This window comes from Natronomonas sp., assembly GCF_036625485.1.
GTDB lineage: Archaea > Halobacteriota > Halobacteria > Halobacteriales > Haloarculaceae > Natronomonas.
Genome location: NZ_JAZKTR010000010.1, coordinates 1 through 16,973, shown reverse-complemented (window position 1 = coordinate 16,973; position 16,973 = coordinate 1). Strand labels below are relative to the sequence as shown.

Here is a 16,973-nt window from a genome sequence, read left to right as displayed (position 1 = left end):
ACGGGGGCACGTCGTTCACACTCATGTCGGCTCCGTCCCTACGGGTGGCATGGACCACGACCGGATCCACGCGAAGGAGCCGACCCACCACCGGGACCGCTGGACGGAGGGGAGTATCGAGGACGTATCCGAACGCGACGGCCACTGCATCGTTACCGTCGAAGCCGACACTGGCGAGCGCGTCGAGTTGACCGTCACCTTCGCGATACGGGACCTGTTCGTGAGCCGACTCGACACCGACGACGAATCCCCCGTCGGTGAGCGCGTCTGGTTTCGACAGCGCGGCCCCTCCTGACCCCCACGTGGTTCGAGCCCCGACCGAGATGGCTAGGGCTTCGCGGGAACGGCAGAGTCGGCGGCTGCGTATTTATACACGGCAGCCTATACGGCAGGTATGCTCGGCTTGCGGTTCTTCGTCTGTGATCGGTGTGAGATGGCGTATGCTCGCCCCGACGCGCCGTCGCGGTGTGACGAATGCGGTAGCGACCGGCTGACCGAGCTCGCTGGCGAAGACGGAGCCGCGTCCTATTTCACGTCTCGACGGCGAAATCCTCGACCGAACGGTCCTTCCGGGTGACCTGTTCGCTGATGAGGAGTTTCTCCTGACGTTCGAGTTTCGACCATGAAAGCGACTCTGGCGGCGACTCCTCGAAGGTCCGGAACTGCTCGAAGACGGTATCGTTGACCAGTCGCTCGAACGAGTCACAGACGGGACAGTGCTTCGAGAGGTGCGAGGTGTCGAACGGTCGCGAGACTGTATGTTCAGTACAGTTGAGACACCGATACGTGCGGTTCACATTACTACTACGTACCTGAGCCGGGTATATCTGTCCGCCACGACGTGGGAAAGACCGATGCCCGTGGCGGCCCATGCTCCGATATGAGCCGTGACCGGACTCGGACGAGGGACCGCTCCGGGAGCGATGTCGAGAGCGACATCGACATCGGCCTCGACGAGGACTCCGACGCCGAGTCGTCGGCCGAAACACAGCCGTCCGGCATCCGCGGTCGCGTCGGTTCGCGGGCGAAATCCCTCTTTTCGCCGCGACTGTTCGTCGCCGCCCTGTTGCTATCGGCCTTCGGGGTCTTCGTCGGAAGCGCGTTCCTCCCAATCCCGGGAAGCGGTCTGCTCGGTGTGTTCCTCGCCATGTTCGTGTTCGGCCTCGTCGTCTCCGAGAGCCGCTATGCCGAGGCGATCCTCGCGGCCGCCATCGCGATGGCCGGCAGTGCCCTCCTCGACCTCGCCGTCGTCGCCTTCTTAGGCGGTTTCGGCCTGCCGTTGACGGCGCTCGGGGCCCTCCTCGGCGGTGCCGTCGGTGCTATCGGCAACTACTTCGGCCGTGACCTGCGGCACGGACTGACGAGAGACGTCGAGCAGGCCTAGGCTAACCGCCACGTGTCGCCGTCCTCTTCGACGACGCCGTGGGCGGCCAGCCCCTCCAGCGCGTCGGCGACTACGTCCGGCGGCGCCTCGACGTGGCGGCTCAACTCCTCGGGGGTCGCCGGGCCGGTCGCAAGCCCGCGCAACAGGTCGGCATAAAAGCGACCGTCCAACCCTTCGAAGTGGGCGCTGATCTGGTCGAGTGTCTCGGTGAGTCGGCCCTGTACCCACCGCTGGGCCATCGATAGCTCGTTTTCGAGGCGTTCGAGGTATTCGAGGTCCGCCGCCAACTCCGAGAGGCCCCTGTCGGCGGTGTCGACGTCCATCAGGTCGTCGGCGCGGTCAGTGTGCAGGGAGACGTGGCGCCACGAGGTGATATCGAGGCTCGAGGAGGCGGAATACGCGCTTTTCGTCCCGAAGTCGTAGGGGGAGACGTTGACCTCCAGACGGAGGTTGCGTGCGATAGAGAAGTACTTGCGGCGGCCGTCGTCGACGGTCGATTCGACGAGGCCCGCCTCTTCGAGCTTCCGCAGATGGTCGATGACGGCCTTGGGGCTCACACCGAGGTATTCGCTGATTTCGGTCACGTAGCAGGGCTTCCGAGCGAGCAGCCGCAGGATGCGCCTGCGGTTCTCGTTGCCCAACAAATCCAAGAGGGCCGCCGAATCCATTAACTGACTCTTGGGGACGCGTACGAAAAAGCGTGACGCGAATCGGCCGGGCGATTACTCCGCGGTATCGGCGGCTTCACTCTCGTCTTCCGACCCGTCGTTGCCGTCGGTTGCCCCCTCGCCGTTGGTGCGACCGTCCGCGTCGTCAGCGTTTCCGGAATCGTTGCGGTCGCTGGCGTTCTCCGAGGGGCCCCCACGGGCATCGTCTGGTCTGCTGGACGCGCCACCGGTTCGGTTCCCCGGCCGGGCGTCAGTCGCGTTTCCCGGGTCACCGACCCGGTCGTTGCTGACGTTCACGTCCGGCGATACGGTCGGTGGGCCGCCCGCTTTCGGCCGGTCGGCGGGCGGGCCGGCGAGGCCGCGAGCGAGTTCCGCGACTTCGCCACCCGAGAGGTTCCGTGCGTTCGTCCGGAGTTCGTGCAGTCGCTCCGTATCGACACCGACACGCTCGGCGATCGGTTCGGTCTCGTTGGCGGACTCTTCTAGCTGGTTGGCGCCGACGGTAACGCCGACGGCGAGAGCGCGGTCACGCACGGTGCCGTCGCTTTCGATGCTCGCCCGCCGCTCTTCGAGGCGCTGTTGGCGCTCTTCGAGGCGCTGGGTCCGGTTCTCGACGATTCGACGGCGTTCTTCGGGGTCATCCGTCCGTCTCAACGACGCTTGGAACATCCCGTCGTCGACCTCGCCTTCGGCCTCGGCGGTGCTGGCCTGCATGAACGAGGACACCTCCGCGCCGACCGAGGCGTTTCCGTCGGCGGCGTTCGCCTCGGTTTCGGTGTCGTGGGTATCAGCGACGGCGCCCCCCATCATGGCGACCGCGATGACGGCAAGGGCCACGAGAAGGCCCGCCGCGACAGCATCAGTTCTCATTACCTGCCCCCTACGGCACGCTCCTCGTAAAAACCCACCCTCTGTTCTAATCGTTCACCGATCCTCTGAAACTACTCTATACTGTCCAATAGCGTTTATGCATCTGTTAAAACGCGTTATCGATGGCGGATGACATCGTGCCAACGGGCCTGAACGGGAGTTCGCTGTTTGCTCGACAGCATAAGCGCTTCCGCACAACGCTTATGTGTGGTAACCGATGACATGGACATAGCGGCAATGTTCGAACCGTTCTCAAGCGGCTACTACCTCGGGCGGCTCTACGTCGAGCCCTACGAGGGCGACCGTGCGGTCATGCATCGTGCGGAACACGAGCAGGTCAACCAACAGCTCTACGACGGGCAGGGCGACGGGCCGCTCGTCATGAAGATCGGGTCGGCGCACGTCCCTGTCCACGGGGCCGATGACGTCCCCGGTCGAACCGTCGGCCTCCCCGAGTCGGTGCTGGAAGCGACCGGCGTAGACAACCCGCCCACGCTCCGTGAGGTCCTGCTGGCGAAAGCCGACCGCGCCACCCAACTGCTCGGCATCGACCCGGCGGACGGCGACGGTCCCGCGGGCTTTTAGGCGACGGGTGCCGTCGGTCCGGCGATGCTCGACGACCTCCTCGGTCGGACGAAACTGAAAGAAGAAATCGCGGAACTCGAAGACGAGGTCGACAGCCTGCAGGCCCAACTGGAGGCCGAAAGCGAGCGCCGCGCGACCGCCGTCAGCGCCAGACAGGAGGCCGAAGAGCGCGTCAACCGCCTCGAAGACCGCATCGCCGACCTCGAAGGCCGCGTCGAGGCCGACACCGAAGAGGCCGCCGTCGGCTTTCGGCATCGAGCGTCGGTTCGTGGTAACCGCCTCGAGACGGTCCTTTCGCGGCTGGAGTCCTTTCGGGGCGACCCCGAGAGCGTCCTGACGGCCTACGTTGACGGTGATATCCCGGATGCGGTCCGGGAACTGCTCGGCGACCACGCGCCGCTGGTCTCCCGAGCCGAACCCTGTCTCGTCTGTGCGGACGACGCCGGCCTGCTGGCGGTCGCCCTTCGGCCGCCCATCGCCCCCGAGCCGTTCGTGACGTGGGAGGCGGCACCGCGTATCGACCGCTCGTGGTTCCAACCGAGCGGCCGCTACGCGCTCGCTTTGGTCCGCTCGGACGTCTTCGCCGTCGGCCTCTACGAGGACGGCGACCGCGTCGACTACGAGGGCTTCAGTAGCAACGTGAAAAGCGACCACTCGAAGGGTGGCTTCTCCCAGTCCCGCTTCGAGCGCATCCGCGACGACCAGATCGCCGAACACGTCGAGAAGAGTCAGACGGCGCTGGCCGACGTGGACGCCGACCGCACCTTCGTCGTCGGGGACCGACGACTCATCGACGAGTTCGAGGCCGATGCAACGGCGGCCGTCGATGCCACCGGCAAGCCCGAATCCGCCCTCGAAGACGCCTACGAGGACTTCTGGTCGGTAGCCGTGTACGGGCTTTAATGGGTGGTTACACCGGCCTCTACCGGTTCGGGAGTAACGATTTATTGCTGGGAACGGAGACACGAGACGACCGAACCCATGAGCGATTCGCTCGAATACACGGAAAAAGAAGCCAAACAGGAGGAAGCCAACTATCGGACGCCGTCGATGGTAGCCCGTCGCCGTCTCGTCAGGGAGCGACTCGGCCTTCAGGCGGGCGAAGACGTACTTTCCCTGGGATGTGGCCCGGGATTCGAACCAGCCGAACTCGCCGAGGCTGTTGGGCCCGAGGGCCACGTTCACGCCATCGACCGAAGCGAGGCTATGCTCGCGCTCGCGGAGCGTCGGTGTGGTGACGTGCCACAGGTCACGCTGACGAACGCGGACGCGACCGACCTTCCCATCGCCGATGAATCGGTCGACGCCGTCACCGCCGTCCAGATATACGAGTACGTCGAGGAACTCGACGCGGCGCTCGACGAACTCTATCGCGTGCTCCGCTCCGGCGGTCGGGCAGTGGTCTACGATACCGATTTCGACTCGCTCGTCTGGCGTTCGACCGACCGTGAGCGGATGGAACGCGTGCTCGACGCCTTCGACAGTCATTGTCCGAGGCCACATCTCGGCTCCCGACTCGGTCCACGCCTCCGGGAGGCCGGATTGACGGTCGAACTAATCGAGCCGAACTCGATCTGCAACACGCGACTCGACGAGGATACGTTCAGCTATCACCTGATGGAAGCCATCCGAGACTACGTCGTCGACCGCGACCTCATCGACCCGTCGGTGGCGGACGCGTGGGTCATGGACCTCCAGCAACTCGACGAAAATGGTGGCCTCTTTTTCAATCTCACACAGTTCCTCTACGTGGTTCAGAAAAGCGGGAAGTGAAATCGGCGACCCGCCCGGACTGAATGCGTTTATGCCCCCGGACCGCTTCGGTCCGCGTATGCGCATCGCGATTCTCGCTCACGAGCAGTTCCCGGACCGGGCGAAGACGGCCGTCGGCGTCCTCCGATACGGCAAGCAGGACGTCGTCGCCGTCCTCGACCGAGAAAACGCCGGCACGACCGTCGGCGACCACATCCCCGATATCGACTCCGAGGCCCCCGTCGTGGAGGGTGTTCACGAGGCACCGGACTTCGACGCGCTGGTCATCGGCATCGCACCCATCGGCGGCGGTTTCGACGAGTCGTGGCGGTCGGACGTCACCGAGGCCATCGAACGTGGCGCCGACGTTATCTCGGGGCTGCACTACTTCCTCGAAGACGACGAGGAGTTCGCCCGCCTCGCTGACGAGAACGGCGTCGAGTTGCGCGACGTCCGCAAACCGCCCGAGGACCTGACGGTCGCCGACGGCGTCGCCCGCGACCTCGATGCGGAGATCGTCCTGACGGTCGGCACCGACTGCTCGACCGGCAAGATGACGGCGACACTGGAACTCGTCGAGGCCGCCCGCGAGGCCGGTCTCGATGCCGGATTCATCCCGACCGGCCAGACCGGTATCATGATCGCCGACTGGGGCATCCCTATCGACCGCACCATCAGCGACTTCACCAACGGCGCCGTCGAACGGATGCTCGTCGAGAAGGCCGACGAACACGACTACCTCTTCGTCGAGGGCCAGGGCTCGATAATCCACCCTGCCTACTCGGCAGTTACCTGCGGCATCCTCCACGGGGCGATGCCCGACCACATCGTCCTCTGCCACGAGGCCGGCCGCGAGGCGATTCACGGCTACGAAGACTTCGCGATTCCCGACCCGGGCGAGGTGGTCGACCTCTATCTGGACCTCGCGGAGAACGTCGCGCCGACCGAACTCCTCGGCGGCACACTGAACACATCGCACCTCACCGAGGCCGAGGCCGGCGAAGCGCTGGCCGACTACGAGGAGTCCATCGGCGCGCCCGCGATCGATCCGGTCCGAAACGAGGCCGCGACGCTCATCGACCAGCTAGAATGAACGCTCATTTCGAGACCGTCGAACTGACCCTTGACGTGCCGTTTACGATCTCCCGCGGGACGACGACCACGACCGAGAACGTCGTCGTCACTATCGACCACGACGGCGAGACGGGCTATGGTGCGGCTGCACCGTCCCGTCATTACGGCGAGACGACCGGTACCGTCGAGGCGCTGTTGCCCGAACTCGTGGCGGTCGTCGAAAACGCGGAATCACCGCACGCGCGACGGGCGATCCACGAGGAGATGTTGTCGGTCGCCCGTGACAACCCTGCCGCGCGCGCGGCGGTCGATATCGCGCTGTGGGACCTCGCTGGAAAACTCCTCGACCAACCCGTGTACCGACTGCTGGGCCTCGGCGATGACCCCGAGTCCCGCCCGCCGACCTCCTTTACGGTCGGTATCGACGAGACGGCGGCGATGAAGCGTCGCGCCCGGGAGGCGGCTCGGGCTGGCTATCCGGTCCTGAAAGTGAAACTCGGCACCGACCGCGACCTGCGTATCATCGAGGCGATTCGGGCCGTCGCTCCCGACGTCGATATCCGAGTCGACGCCAACGAGGCGTGGACGCCGAAGGAGGCGGTCCGTAAATGCCGGGAACTGGCCGATTACGACGTGGAATTCGTCGAACAGCCCGTCCCCGCCGAGAACCCCGAGGGACTGCGGTTCGTCTACGAGCGGTCGCCACTCCCCATCGCGGCCGACGAATCCTGTCTGACCGCCACGGACATCCCCACCATCGCCGACCGCTGTGACATCGCGAACCTGAAACTCATGAAGACCGGCGGTATCACGCCCGCCCTCGATCTGATTCGGACCGCCCGCGCCCACGGGCTGGAGGTCATGTGCGGTTGTATGCTGGAGACGAACGCCGCCATCGCCGGCGGTGCCCACCTGCTTCCGCTGCTGGATTACGCCGACCTCGACGGGTCGCTCCTGCTCGAGGCCGACCCCTACGGCGGCGTTCCGATCTCACAGGGTCGGTTCGACCTCGGTGCTGTCGACGCTGGAACCGGCGCTCTCCCGCGATAGGGAGGGTTCGGCGAGGCGGTGTCCTCCTGCCGTCGTTTTTAAGCACGCGTCGTCCGAACCGCCGGTAGTGATCGTCGTCGCGACGGAGAACTTCGAGGTCTATCACGGCGTGGTCGACGAGCTCCGCGACCGTGGCGTCCGGTTTACCACTATCGAACCCGGCGACCCCGTGCCGGAGGCCGTCCGTGTCGCCATCGTCGGGCCCGAAGACGAACACCCGAACATCGATACGGTTCGGGCCGACCCGGAGAACCCACGCCGGGCCGTCGACGAGGCCCTTGCCATCCTTCGAGGGTCGGACGGCCGCACGGTCGTCGGCATCGACCCCGGCGATAGACCCGGAATCGCCGTCCTCTCGGGCGAGACGGTCGTCGCCGCGTTTCAGGTGCCGGCCGACGAGACTGCCGAGATCGTCGCCCGGGAGATCGAGGAGGCGGCGGACCCGCTGGTTCGCATCGGCGACGGCGCGCGCCTGGCGGGCGCCAAGATCATCGAGGCCATCGAGGACGCCCCCGTCGAACTGGTCGACGAAACCGGGACGACGCCGTATCTCGGCACCGGCGCACGCGGGATGGGTGACGTGCTCGCGGCGGTCAACATCGCACGGCTGGAGGGAGAGGTCGTACAGGAGCGGGACATCGAGCCGACGCCCGGCGAGATCCAGCGTATCAAGGACCGCTCGCGCCGCGAAAGCGAGGCCGAACGTACCATCAGCGAGCGGCTGGCCCGGAAGGTCGCTACCGGCGAGTTGAGCATCGAAGAGGCGTTGGCGAAACACCGTGGCGACGAGTAGCCCAGCGAAAAAGAAACGCGGAGGCTCTGTCTCGGTTCCGAAGCTTAGAGTTCGCCCAACTTGCGGAGGAGTTGGCCCTCGTATTCCTCGTCGGCGCGGGTGCCCTTGAGTTCGAGGACGTTCCGTTCGAGCTTGTCGAGGGCGACGTGGAAGGCGGTCTCGGCGCCGTAGCCTTCGCCCGTCCCGGGGGCCTGTCCGCGGTTGGTCCGAAGGCGGATCTGACACTGGATGAGCGGCGTCCCGCGGAGTCGCTCCTTGTGCTCGTGGAAGCGGACGTGGGCGTGCTGGACCTGCATGTCCTGATACTTGTCGGTCACCTCGGTGATGGCGTCGGTGATGTCCTGTCGCGAGATGGTGTCCAGCAGATTGATGTTGGTGATCTGGACGTCCATGCTCTCCTTTTCTGTGTAGGTGAGCGCCCGCAGCACGTCCGTCTTCGTGACGATGCCGGCGATGGTGTCACCATCGCCTTCGGGGGTCACCACGAGGCCGGCGTAGTCGTTCTCCAACATCCGTTCGACGGCCTCGCGGGCGGTCGCATCCTGGGTGATCGTCTCGACGGGGCTGTTCATCAGGTCGTAGACCGGCAGATCGAGCATCCGGTCGGTGTCACCCGAGCGGTCGCCCTTTTGCTGTCGCTCCATCGTACGAACCGCGAAGTCAGCGATGTCGTGGGTCGTGACCATCCCTGTCAGCTTCCCGTTCTCGTTGACGACCGGGAGCCGGGAGATGCCGTGCTCGCGGAGGTGGTTGATGGCCTTGCCGAGGTTGTCGTCCTCGGCGAGGGTCACGACCTCCTGGGTGTACACTTGCCCGACGGTCAGGACCTCCAAGTTGTCGAGGACGGCCTCCAAGATGGCGTCCTCGGTGACGATACCCCACAGCTCGCCGCCCTCGAAGACGGGCGCGACCTTCGTGTTGCCCTCGACGAGCATCCGCGCGACGTCCCGGACGCCATCGTCCCGCTCGACGCGTGGGATGTTACGCCGGACTATCACGTTGGCCTTGGCGTTGTCCTCGATGTGGGATTGGAGGAGTTGGCGCTCGGTAATGATTCCTTCATAGTCGCCGTCGTCAGTCACGATAATACCCTTCGACCGCTCGCGCTCGAAGACCGAGCGGATCTTGCCGAGACGGTCGTCGACGTCCACCTGAATATACTCGTCGGTGGCGATATCTGCAATATTCATCTCTCCCGTCGGACTTCGCCTCGGTGGCTCTTCAAAGTACTCCCCGACCGACCGGTCCGCCCACCCCTGCGGTCTATTAGGTGTGGGTCCGATACCCCTCCTATGCGACCCGATATCACGATCTTCGGCCGCTATACGTATCTGGTCACCGAACTCCTGTGGGGCACCGTCGCTGCCGCTTTACTCCGAAAGACCGGTTCGACGAAGGCCGCACTCCGGGCCTGCCTGGTGCTCTATCCCTTCGCGTACGCGTGGGACAGATATACGCTCGAAGTGGGCGTCTTCGATATCCCGTTGCGAACCGGCGTCGAGATCGCTGACGTGCCACTCGAAGAGCACCTCTTCATGTTCGTCGTCCCGTCGATGGTCGTCGGCACGTATGAACTGCTGGCGGACCTGTTCGACGAGTAGTCGGCGAGACGGGGCGTGTGGCCCTGATAGACCGGTGCAAACATGGGTCGGTATCCACAATCCCTGTTCGAGATGCTACAGAACGAAACGGAGCCGGAAGAAAAGGCGGGTCTTGCGGACACGGACCTCTCCGGCAGGACGGTTCTCGTGACGGGCTCGACGAGCGGCCTGGGTCGGGAGGCGGCCCTCGCGTTCGGCCGACTCGGGGCCCACGTCATCGCACATGGACGCCGCGAGCAAGCCGGCCGGGACGTCGTCGCGGAGATCGAGGCGTCGGGCAGCAGCGCCGAGTTCATGGCCGCGGACTTCGCCGACGTCGACGCCGTCGACGGCCTCGTCGAGAACGTCAGAACCTCGGTCGACGAACTCGATATCCTCTGTAACAACGCTGGCGGGCTCTTTCGGGACGCCGGTACGACCGACCTCGGCGTCGAGATGACCTTCCACGTCAATCACCTCTCGCCGTACCAACTCACGACGGGCCTGCTCGATACGCTCGCCGAGGACGCCCGCGTGGTGACGACGGCCTCTATCGGCCATCGGGGGGCGACCCTGAACATCGACCGCGTCGCCGAACTGACCGGCTTCTCGCCGTGGGCCGCCTACTGCCGGTCGAAACTCGCCAATATCCAGTTCGCCAACGAACTCGCCCGGCGTCTGGAGGCCTCCGGCAGCGACGTCACCTCGAATTCCTTCCACCCCGGACTCATCCCCGGAAGCGAGTTCTCACGGAGTTTCGTCGCCCCCACGCGAGGCGTGACCGACTTCCTGAAGACGCTTCCCGTCGGTGACACGCCCAAGGACGGCGCCGCAACGATGGTCTATCTCGGTACCTCGGCGGGGGTAGCCGACGTGACGGGCAGCTACTTCGCGCGCTGTCGACAGCGGCGGGCCGCGCCCGCGGCGCGTGACGAGGACGCCATGTGCGAACTCTGGGAACGAAGCGCCGACCTGCTGGGTATCGAGGAGCCGCTGGTGGCGTATCGATGACCCGTCTCGGTTCCGACTCCAGACGATTTCAGCCGATACGACGGTCGGGGCAACTACTCGGATGATCCGTCTTACGCTTACCGAAATCGGTTTGTCCTGTGAGATACTAACACGGCATTCAGGTAAATGACTCTCTCGGATGACTCGGATTTCGTTACATTACCGGCGGAGCAACCGTTCTTCGAGACGCTATATACGGTTGCGCCGCTGGTGATCGTTGGGACGCGCGACCCCGACGGCTCTGAGAACCTGGCTCCCAAGCACATGGCCATGCCGCTCGGATGGTCGGACTACTTCGGGTTCGTCTGTACGCCCGAACACGGAACCTACCAGAACGCCGAACGGACCGGCACCTTCACGGTCAGCTATCCCCGTCCGGACGATCTCCTCAATGCAAGTCTGGCGGCGGCCCCCCGGGACGCCGAGGGGTCGAAACCAACGATTTCAGAGGTCGATACGGTGGATGCGGACATCGTCGGCGACCCCGCGGTTGTCGGGGCCTACGGGATACTCGAATGTGAACTCGAACGCATCGTCGACGGGTTCGACGGGGCCGAACTCGTCACGGGCGAGATCGTCGGCAAGCACGTCCACACCGACGCCTATCGGAGCGATGACACCGAACCCGAGGCGCTGCTGGAGGAGGCGCCGCTTCTGGCGCACCTGTATCCGGACCGGTACGCCGAGGTGAGCGAGACACACGCGTTCCCGTTCCCGGAAGGGTTCCAACGATGACAGCCAGCAAAGAGGAATCCGCCGAGTCGCGAATCCAACAGTGGGTCCAGGCCAACCGCCGGAACGTCGAACAGCATCTGCTCGACCTCGTCGGAATCGAGACGCCCACCGAGAACCCCGAGACGTTCGACCGGTTTTTCGACCGCTTCGCCGAGGACCTCCGTGATGGCGGCCTCCGGACCGACCGCATCCCCGGCGACGAGACCGGCGGGCGACTGGAGGCGTGGTCGCCCGGGGCGGACTCGGCCGACGAGATCCAGCTCGTTATCGGACACGCCGATACCGTCTGGCCGCTGGGCACGACCGAGGAGAACCCTCCGGAAAGTGACGGCGAGGTCATCGGGGGGCCGGGGTCGCTCGATATGAAGGGCGGGCTTACCCAGCTCGTGTTCGCGCTTCGGGCCATCGAGGATTTGTCCCTCACCCCATCGGTGCCGGTCTACGTGCTGGTCTCGAGCGACGAAGAGATCGGGAGCCCCGAATCCAAGGGGCGAATCGCCGACCTCGCCAAACGGGCCAACCGGGTGTTCGTACTCGAACCCGCCAGCGGCCCCGAGGGGAAGATCAAGATCGCGCGGAAAGCGGTCGGACACTTCACCGTTCACATCGAGGGGAAGGCCGCACACGCCGGTCTCGAACCGGAGGAGGGCGCGAGCGCGACCCAGGAACTCAGTTCGGTCATCCATCGGCTTCACGAGCTCACCGACGTCGAGTCCGGCATCACGGTAAACGTCGGCGAGGTCGAGGCGGGCATTCGCTCGAACGTCGTCGCCCCCGATGCACGAGCCGAAGTCGACGTTCGTGCCCCGACGGAGGCGGCGGCGGAGGCGGTCGAATCACGGATTCGTTCCCTCGAAGCGACGACGCCGGGCACCGAACTGGCAATCGATGGCGGGTTCGGGCGCCCGCCGATGGAACTGACGGCGGGCAACCGACTGCTGTGGAACCGCGTCCGAGAGATCGGCCAGCGACTCGACCTCGCGCTCGAAGGCACCCGGTCGGGCGGGGCCAGCGACGGCAACGACGCCAGCCAACACGCCCCGACAATCGACGGGTTCGGCGCGGTCGGCGACGGCGCACACCAGACCTACGAGCACGTGCGTCTGGACGCACTCGTCGACCGGGTGGCCCTGCTGGCGGCGTGTCTGCTCGACGAGCCGCTTCCGGCCGAGCCACGGCAAGAACTGGACGATGACCACGACGACGGAGATTCGGAGGACGCCCGCAAATGAATGCAGACGTGCATACATCCGTCACACGGATCGCGAACCTCGAGGAGCGGTCGTACCGGGTCCAGAAACGCCACAGAGACCGCTGGGCGACGGGCGATTACGTCTTCGCCCGCGTCACCCAGCGACCGGACCCGGATGTCAGTATCGAAAACCAGCGTGGGCGCCGGGTCAAGCTGATGGAAGGCGAGACTCTCGTCGGCGCGCTGGGGTCGCGTCGTGCGACCCGTGAACTGGTCGGCGACTGGCGGGCCGTCGAAGACGACGGTGACCTGAGCGTCATGACCGGCGGCGGCGTCCTCGGCCGCGTCACGTCGTCGTCGCCGTTCAGCCAGACGCCGGTCGAACTCGAATACGAGGGCCACGTCGTCGTCGACGACGAGGTCGTCCGGATGGACGACTACGGGCTGACGGCCGAACCAACCGACTGGGAGACGCCGGTGGTGCTCGTTTTGGGAACCAGCATGTCCACCGGCAAGACCATGAGCGGCCGCGTCCTCACTCGCGTGCTCGTCGAGGAGGGCTACGACGTGGCCGCCTGCAAACTGACCGGCGCCGGCACCTACGGTGACGTGTTGTCGATAGGGGTGGCTGGTGCAGAGCCGATCTACGATTTCGTCGACGCCGGACTCCCGACGACGGTTCTTCCGGAGGAGACCTTCCGCGACGCCATCAAGCCCATCCTCGACAGCCTGCAGGACGCCGACGTGATCATCGCCGAAATCGGGGCCAGCCCGCTCGAGCCCTACAACGGAATGGCCGCCCTCGACCTGCTCGACGAGCAGGTCGCTTTCACCGTCCTCTGTGCGTCCGACCCCTACGCAGTCGTCGGACTCGAGGAGGCGTGTGACTGCCCGCCGGATCTCGTGACGGGCATCGCGACGAACACGACTGCCGGCATCGACCTCCTCGACCAGCTCACCGACTGTGCGGCGCTGAACCTCCAGGAGGTCGCCGCCAAAGAACCGCTCAGAGAACTACTGACCGACGCCCTCCCCGAGTAGCACCACTGCGCCTGGATCGGCTGTGCGTTCCGACGATTGCACACCCCGTAAGCGAACGTGGGAGACACGGCGGTCGTTGCCGTCGGTAGCATCGACGGCAGTCCCGTATCCGGAGACGGCCCTGCACGCTCGGTCGAAGCTACCGGATATCAAGGAAGACGGGAGTAAAATCGAGTGGGTTCGGGCAGATTTGAACTGCCGGCCTCCTCCATGTCAAGGAGGTGTCATAACCAGCCTAGACCACGAACCCACGCTGGTGCTTGCCTGCACTCATTCATATCTCGGTGAGGTAATTGAACCTTTCGGAATAGCCCGCCGTCCGTCATTCTTCCCCGTGTCACCGTAACCCGTCGATGACTGTCGGTCGAAAGCGGCCTGAACGTCGATTTCCGCCGTGTGAGCGTCCGATCCTACGGCGATATAAAAATCCCCGTGCATTCTGGGCAGAAGGGTGATACAGGGAAACAAGCAAGAACGAGTCAGAAATGGAATCGAGTACCGTGAGAGCAGCCATGTCCTGTTTCCTCGCCGTGATGATGGTCATCGGCTTCACGGCCGCCCCTGCCGCGGCCCTCGATGACGATGACGTCTCCATCGGCGACGACGGGATCTCCATCGGCGATGACGACGTCTCGATCGATGAGGATGGGATTTCGACCGACGATGAGAACGTTTCCGTCGACGACGGTGCTGCCGACGATGTCGTCGAGACGCCGTCCGACGATGAGGCCTCCCTCGACGAAACGGAAGGCGACACCGGCGACACGCCCCTCGAAAACGAAACGGACGAGCCGTTCCCGGAGGAGGTCTGTACGGACGTCGGTGACCAGGCCGAAGAGAACGTGCCGTTCGGGCAGGTGCCGTGGTTCGACGACCTGCCGGAAGAGGCTCAACCGCCGGGCGTGCCGACCGACATCCTGACGCCGGAGGCCGTCGCGGCCATCGTCTTCGGCGCGACGCCGAACCAGTGTGAAGTCCAGGATCCGAACGACCCGAGTTACGACCCGGTGACGGGCGATGATGAGGTCGACCCCGCCTACGACCGAGAGGTCCAGTACATCGGTGAGAACGACGGTGGCGTCCTCGCCGTCGTCCTCTACGACGTGACGCTCAACGAATCCGGCAACGGCCCCGGTACGTCAGGCGTCGTCGCTATCGGCGCGAACCCGAAGTACGGTGACAATCAGCTCCGCTTTGCGGTGAGTGATGGAGAGAAGGAGTACGCGGTCGAACCCCGCGTTCGCTACTGGGAGGACGGTAGCGCCTATACGTACACGGACGTCGAGGCGCTGAACAAGCGCGTCGGCGTCGAAGTCGATTGTGACGGCGAGGAGTGCCAGCCCGGCACGCGCGGCCTCCCGCAGTTCGCGGAGTACCCGGCCTTCCCCGCGCCGACCGGCGACGACGAATAACCGTTTCGCGCTTCTGCTTTCGTTTTCGCGTCCCGCCCAGCGTCAGCCCTAGCGACAGGCTTAAAAAGGTGTACTTACTTGTACATTACAACGCATCATTGGACATTGGTGTTCATCATGAAGGATTTCATTCGACGAGTTACGGACGGAGACGATCTCACACAGGCGAACGCGCGCGAGGCAGCATCGCTGGTCTTCGAGGACGCGACTGAGGCACAGATCGGCGCGCTGTTGGCGGGTCTTCGCGCGAAAGGCGAGACTGAGGCCGAGATCGCGGGGTTCGCACAGGGGATGCGCGATGCCGCCCGAACGATAGACCCCGACCGACAGCCACTGGTCGATACGTGTGGGACCGGCGGCGACGGCCACGACACGATCAACGTCTCGACGACGAGTTCGTTCGTCGTCGCCGGCGCGGGCGTCCCCGTCGCCAAACACGGCAACTACTCGGTGTCGTCCTCGTCGGGGAGCGCGGACGTACTGGAGAAATTGGGTGTCACTATCGACGCCGAACCTTCGGCCGTCGAGGGGTGCATCGAGGACATCGGCATGGGCTTCATGCTCGCGCCAGTGTTCCACCCGGCGATGAAGGCGGTTATCGGTCCGCGAAAGGAACTCGGGATGCGGACCATCTTCAACGTGCTCGGCCCGTTGACGAACCCCGCCGGTGCGGACGCACAGGTCGTCGGCGTCTACGACCCAGACCTCGTGCCCGTCCTCGCGAACGCGCTCTCGAATATGGCCGTCGAGCGCGCGCTCGTCGTTCACGGCTCCGGATTGGACGAGATCGGCGTCCACGGCGAATCGACGGTCGCCGAGGTCGACGGCGATTCCGTCACCGAATACACCGTCACGCCCGCCGACCTCGGCGTCGAGCAACACCGACTCGAGGACGTCGCCGGCGGGACGCCCGAGGAGAACGCCGCGGACCTCCGTGGCATTCTGGACGGCGAGGTCGACGGCGCAAAGCGAGATATCATCCTCGCCAACGCCGGCGCGGCGATTTACGTCTCGGGGGAGGTCGACAGTCTGGAGGCGGGCGTCGACGCCGCCCGAGAATCTATCGACTCCGGGGCCGCAGCGAAGCAACTGCGAACGCTCCGTGAGTTCGAGCCATGACGCGGGTGAAGATCTGTGGTATCACCACCCGCCAGGACCTCGATATGGTCGTTACGGCCGGCGCCGACGCGGTCGGATTCATCGCGGACGTTTCGACCGAGACGCCCCGTGAAATCCCGGCCACGCGCGCGGTCGAACTCGCTCGCGCCGCGCCGCCGTTCGTGACGACGGTACTGGTCACGATGGCCGACCGCCCCGAGGCGACCGTCGACCTGGCCTCGCGCGTCCAACCGGACGTCGTACAGGTTCACGGCGATCTCTCGCCCGGTGACCTCGCCTACCTCTCGGCGAAGATCCACGGCGACGTCATCAAGGCGGTTTCGCCGGCCGACGCGCCACAGTACGATACGGTCGCCGACGCCCTGCTCGTCGATTCGCTGGACGAGTCGGGGGCGGGCGGCACGGGCGAGACACACGACTGGGATCGGACGGCCGAACTGGTCGACTCGTTGGAATCGCCGGTCGTTCTCGCGGGTGGGTTGAACCCGGAGAACGTCGGTGAGGCGGTCCGTCGGGTCGAGCCGTTCGCCGTCGACGTTGCCAGCGGCGTCGAAGCCGACCCCGGCCGGAAGGACCTAGACGCCGTCTCGGCGTTCGTACGTGCGGGAGGCGAACGACCGTGATCTCCCGCGAGGCGTTCGTGGAACTGGCCGACGACGGCCCGGCCGTGGTTCGGGCCGTCGCGGAACTGGACGCATCGACCGAAC

The 16,973-nt window shown here is 65.3% G+C and carries 20 protein-coding genes and 1 tRNA gene; 16 read left to right on the top strand and 5 right to left on the bottom strand.

Annotated elements, in window-relative coordinates; translation table 11 throughout:
• Positions 1–49 precede the first annotated feature (49 nt).
• Positions 50–295: a DUF7861 family protein gene (locus V5A53_RS02255; protein WP_332311935.1), complete on the top strand. Its 246-nt coding sequence runs from the start codon at positions 50–52 to the stop codon at positions 293–295.
• A 235-nt stretch (positions 296–530) separates the two neighbouring features.
• On the opposite strand, the gene V5A53_RS02250 is transcribed toward V5A53_RS02255, so the two are convergent.
• The gene (locus V5A53_RS02250) at positions 531–797 is read right to left on the bottom strand and encodes a hypothetical protein (protein ID WP_332311934.1); all 267 of its coding nucleotides are present in this window, start codon (positions 795–797) and stop codon (positions 531–533) included.
• Positions 798–880: 83 nt separating this feature from the next.
• Between V5A53_RS02250 and V5A53_RS02245 the strand changes: the two genes are divergently transcribed.
• Complete coding sequence (locus tag V5A53_RS02245; RefSeq protein WP_332311933.1) at positions 881–1,384, top strand: hypothetical protein; 504 nt, start codon at positions 881–883, stop codon at positions 1,382–1,384.
• Here V5A53_RS02245 and V5A53_RS02240 read toward each other — a convergent pair.
• Both V5A53_RS02240 and V5A53_RS02235 read right to left on the bottom strand, forming a co-directional pair.
• Positions 1,381–2,052, bottom strand: a complete 672-nt coding sequence (locus V5A53_RS02240) for an ArsR/SmtB family transcription factor (RefSeq protein ID WP_332311932.1) — start codon at positions 2,050–2,052, stop codon at positions 1,381–1,383. The genes V5A53_RS02245 and V5A53_RS02240 overlap by 4 nt on opposite strands.
• A gap of 54 nt (positions 2,053–2,106) precedes the next feature.
• Entirely contained in the window at positions 2,107–2,922 is an 816-nt protein-coding gene (locus tag V5A53_RS02235) for a hypothetical protein (RefSeq protein ID WP_332311931.1), read from the bottom strand.
• 237 nt (positions 2,923–3,159) lie between these two features.
• Here V5A53_RS02235 and V5A53_RS02230 point away from each other — a divergent pair, with 237 nt between their 5' ends.
• The 6 genes from V5A53_RS02230 to V5A53_RS02205 all read left to right on the top strand — a co-directional run bounded on the left by V5A53_RS02230 (position 3,160) and on the right by V5A53_RS02205 (position 8,176).
• Positions 3,160–3,507 carry a DUF5802 family protein gene (locus tag V5A53_RS02230; RefSeq protein ID WP_332311949.1) on the top strand — a complete coding sequence of 116 codons (348 nt, stop codon included), beginning with the start codon at positions 3,160–3,162 and terminating at the stop codon, positions 3,505–3,507.
• A gap of 24 nt (positions 3,508–3,531) precedes the next feature.
• Complete coding sequence (locus V5A53_RS02225) at positions 3,532–4,410, top strand: Vms1/Ankzf1 family peptidyl-tRNA hydrolase (protein WP_332311930.1); 879 nt, start codon at positions 3,532–3,534, stop codon at positions 4,408–4,410.
• Positions 4,411–4,488: 78 nt separating this feature from the next.
• Entirely contained in the window at positions 4,489–5,280 is a 792-nt protein-coding gene (locus V5A53_RS02220; protein WP_332311929.1) for a methyltransferase domain-containing protein, read from the top strand.
• A gap of 58 nt (positions 5,281–5,338) precedes the next feature.
• The gene (locus V5A53_RS02215; protein ID WP_332311928.1) at positions 5,339–6,352 is read left to right on the top strand and encodes a DUF1611 domain-containing protein; all 1,014 of its coding nucleotides are present in this window, start codon (positions 5,339–5,341) and stop codon (positions 6,350–6,352) included.
• The gene (locus V5A53_RS02210) at positions 6,349–7,383 is read left to right on the top strand and encodes a dipeptide epimerase (RefSeq protein ID WP_332311927.1); all 1,035 of its coding nucleotides are present in this window, start codon (positions 6,349–6,351) and stop codon (positions 7,381–7,383) included. Before V5A53_RS02215 ends, V5A53_RS02210 begins: the two co-directional genes overlap by 4 nt.
• Before the next feature lie 67 nt (positions 7,384–7,450).
• Positions 7,451–8,176 carry a hypothetical protein gene (locus V5A53_RS02205; protein ID WP_332311926.1) on the top strand — a complete coding sequence of 242 codons (726 nt, stop codon included), beginning with the start codon at positions 7,451–7,453 and terminating at the stop codon, positions 8,174–8,176.
• A 44-nt stretch (positions 8,177–8,220) separates the two neighbouring features.
• Here V5A53_RS02205 and V5A53_RS02200 read toward each other — a convergent pair whose 3' ends face one another.
• Positions 8,221–9,366 (bottom strand): CBS domain-containing protein, encoded by a 1,146-nt coding sequence (locus V5A53_RS02200; protein WP_332311925.1) that lies wholly within the window; start codon positions 9,364–9,366, stop codon positions 8,221–8,223.
• 102 nt (positions 9,367–9,468) lie between these two features.
• Here V5A53_RS02200 and V5A53_RS02195 point away from each other — a divergent pair, with 102 nt between their 5' ends.
• The 5 genes from V5A53_RS02195 to V5A53_RS02175 all read left to right on the top strand — a co-directional run bounded on the left by V5A53_RS02195 (position 9,469) and on the right by V5A53_RS02175 (position 13,735).
• Positions 9,469–9,777, top strand: coding sequence for a lycopene cyclase domain-containing protein (locus V5A53_RS02195; protein WP_332311924.1), 309 nt, complete (start codon positions 9,469–9,471; stop codon positions 9,775–9,777).
• Positions 9,778–9,849: 72 nt separating this feature from the next.
• Positions 9,850–10,767: an SDR family NAD(P)-dependent oxidoreductase gene (locus V5A53_RS02190; RefSeq protein WP_332311923.1), complete on the top strand. Its 918-nt coding sequence runs from the start codon at positions 9,850–9,852 to the stop codon at positions 10,765–10,767.
• A gap of 126 nt (positions 10,768–10,893) precedes the next feature.
• Positions 10,894–11,502: a flavin reductase gene (locus tag V5A53_RS02185; protein WP_332311922.1), complete on the top strand. Its 609-nt coding sequence runs from the start codon at positions 10,894–10,896 to the stop codon at positions 11,500–11,502.
• The gene (locus V5A53_RS02180) at positions 11,499–12,734 is read left to right on the top strand and encodes a M20 family metallopeptidase (protein WP_332311921.1); all 1,236 of its coding nucleotides are present in this window, start codon (positions 11,499–11,501) and stop codon (positions 12,732–12,734) included. Before V5A53_RS02185 ends, V5A53_RS02180 begins: the two co-directional genes overlap by 4 nt.
• On the top strand, positions 12,731–13,735 hold the full coding sequence (locus tag V5A53_RS02175) for a hypothetical protein (RefSeq protein WP_332311920.1): 1,005 nt from the start codon (positions 12,731–12,733) through the stop codon (positions 13,733–13,735). The genes V5A53_RS02180 and V5A53_RS02175 overlap by 4 nt, the downstream gene beginning before the upstream one ends.
• A gap of 175 nt (positions 13,736–13,910) precedes the next feature.
• On the opposite strand, the gene V5A53_RS02170 is transcribed toward V5A53_RS02175, so the two are convergent.
• Positions 13,911–13,985: transfer RNA gene (locus V5A53_RS02170), tRNA-Val, on the bottom strand.
• Positions 13,986–14,220: 235 nt separating this feature from the next.
• Here V5A53_RS02170 and V5A53_RS02165 point away from each other — a divergent pair.
• The 3 genes from V5A53_RS02165 (at position 14,221) to V5A53_RS02155 (ending at position 16,889) form a co-directional block, all read left to right on the top strand.
• The gene (locus V5A53_RS02165) at positions 14,221–15,147 is read left to right on the top strand and encodes a hypothetical protein (RefSeq protein ID WP_332311919.1); all 927 of its coding nucleotides are present in this window, start codon (positions 14,221–14,223) and stop codon (positions 15,145–15,147) included.
• Between the two features lie 117 nt (positions 15,148–15,264).
• Positions 15,265–16,266 (top strand): anthranilate phosphoribosyltransferase, encoded by a 1,002-nt coding sequence (gene trpD / locus V5A53_RS02160; protein ID WP_332311918.1) that lies wholly within the window; start codon positions 15,265–15,267, stop codon positions 16,264–16,266.
• Complete coding sequence (locus V5A53_RS02155) at positions 16,263–16,889, top strand: phosphoribosylanthranilate isomerase (RefSeq protein ID WP_332311916.1); 627 nt, start codon at positions 16,263–16,265, stop codon at positions 16,887–16,889. The genes trpD and V5A53_RS02155 overlap by 4 nt, the downstream gene beginning before the upstream one ends.
• Positions 16,890–16,973 lie beyond the last annotated feature (84 nt).

Bases quoted from the DNA above. Each gene is read 5' to 3' on its own strand.
- V5A53_RS02155 (WP_332311916.1), top strand. From the start codon at position 16,263: ATGACGCGGGTGAAGATCTGTGGTATCACCACCCGCCAGGACCTCGAT.
- V5A53_RS02210 (WP_332311927.1), top strand. From the start codon at position 6,349: ATGAACGCTCATTTCGAGACCGTCGAACTGACCCTTGACGTGCCGTTT.
- V5A53_RS02235 (WP_332311931.1), bottom strand. From the start codon at position 2,922: ATGAGAACTGATGCTGTCGCGGCGGGCCTTCTCGTGGCCCTTGCCGTC.
- V5A53_RS02225 (WP_332311930.1), top strand. From the start codon at position 3,532: ATGCTCGACGACCTCCTCGGTCGGACGAAACTGAAAGAAGAAATCGCG.
- V5A53_RS02165 (WP_332311919.1), top strand. From the start codon at position 14,221: ATGGAATCGAGTACCGTGAGAGCAGCCATGTCCTGTTTCCTCGCCGTG.
- V5A53_RS02180 (WP_332311921.1), top strand. From the start codon at position 11,499: ATGACAGCCAGCAAAGAGGAATCCGCCGAGTCGCGAATCCAACAGTGG.
- V5A53_RS02185 (WP_332311922.1), top strand. From the start codon at position 10,894: ATGACTCTCTCGGATGACTCGGATTTCGTTACATTACCGGCGGAGCAA.
- trpD (WP_332311918.1), top strand. From the start codon at position 15,265: ATGAAGGATTTCATTCGACGAGTTACGGACGGAGACGATCTCACACAG.
- V5A53_RS02190 (WP_332311923.1), top strand. From the start codon at position 9,850: ATGCTACAGAACGAAACGGAGCCGGAAGAAAAGGCGGGTCTTGCGGAC.
- V5A53_RS02195 (WP_332311924.1), top strand. From the start codon at position 9,469: ATGCGACCCGATATCACGATCTTCGGCCGCTATACGTATCTGGTCACC.
- V5A53_RS02200 (WP_332311925.1), bottom strand. From the start codon at position 9,366: ATGAATATTGCAGATATCGCCACCGACGAGTATATTCAGGTGGACGTC.
- V5A53_RS02215 (WP_332311928.1), top strand. From the start codon at position 5,339: ATGCGCATCGCGATTCTCGCTCACGAGCAGTTCCCGGACCGGGCGAAG.
- V5A53_RS02175 (WP_332311920.1), top strand. From the start codon at position 12,731: ATGAATGCAGACGTGCATACATCCGTCACACGGATCGCGAACCTCGAG.
- V5A53_RS02255 (WP_332311935.1), top strand. From the start codon at position 50: ATGGACCACGACCGGATCCACGCGAAGGAGCCGACCCACCACCGGGAC.
- V5A53_RS02240 (WP_332311932.1), bottom strand. From the start codon at position 2,052: ATGGATTCGGCGGCCCTCTTGGATTTGTTGGGCAACGAGAACCGCAGG.
- V5A53_RS02245 (WP_332311933.1), top strand. From the start codon at position 881: ATGAGCCGTGACCGGACTCGGACGAGGGACCGCTCCGGGAGCGATGTC.
- V5A53_RS02230 (WP_332311949.1), top strand. From the start codon at position 3,160: ATGTTCGAACCGTTCTCAAGCGGCTACTACCTCGGGCGGCTCTACGTC.
- V5A53_RS02220 (WP_332311929.1), top strand. From the start codon at position 4,489: ATGAGCGATTCGCTCGAATACACGGAAAAAGAAGCCAAACAGGAGGAA.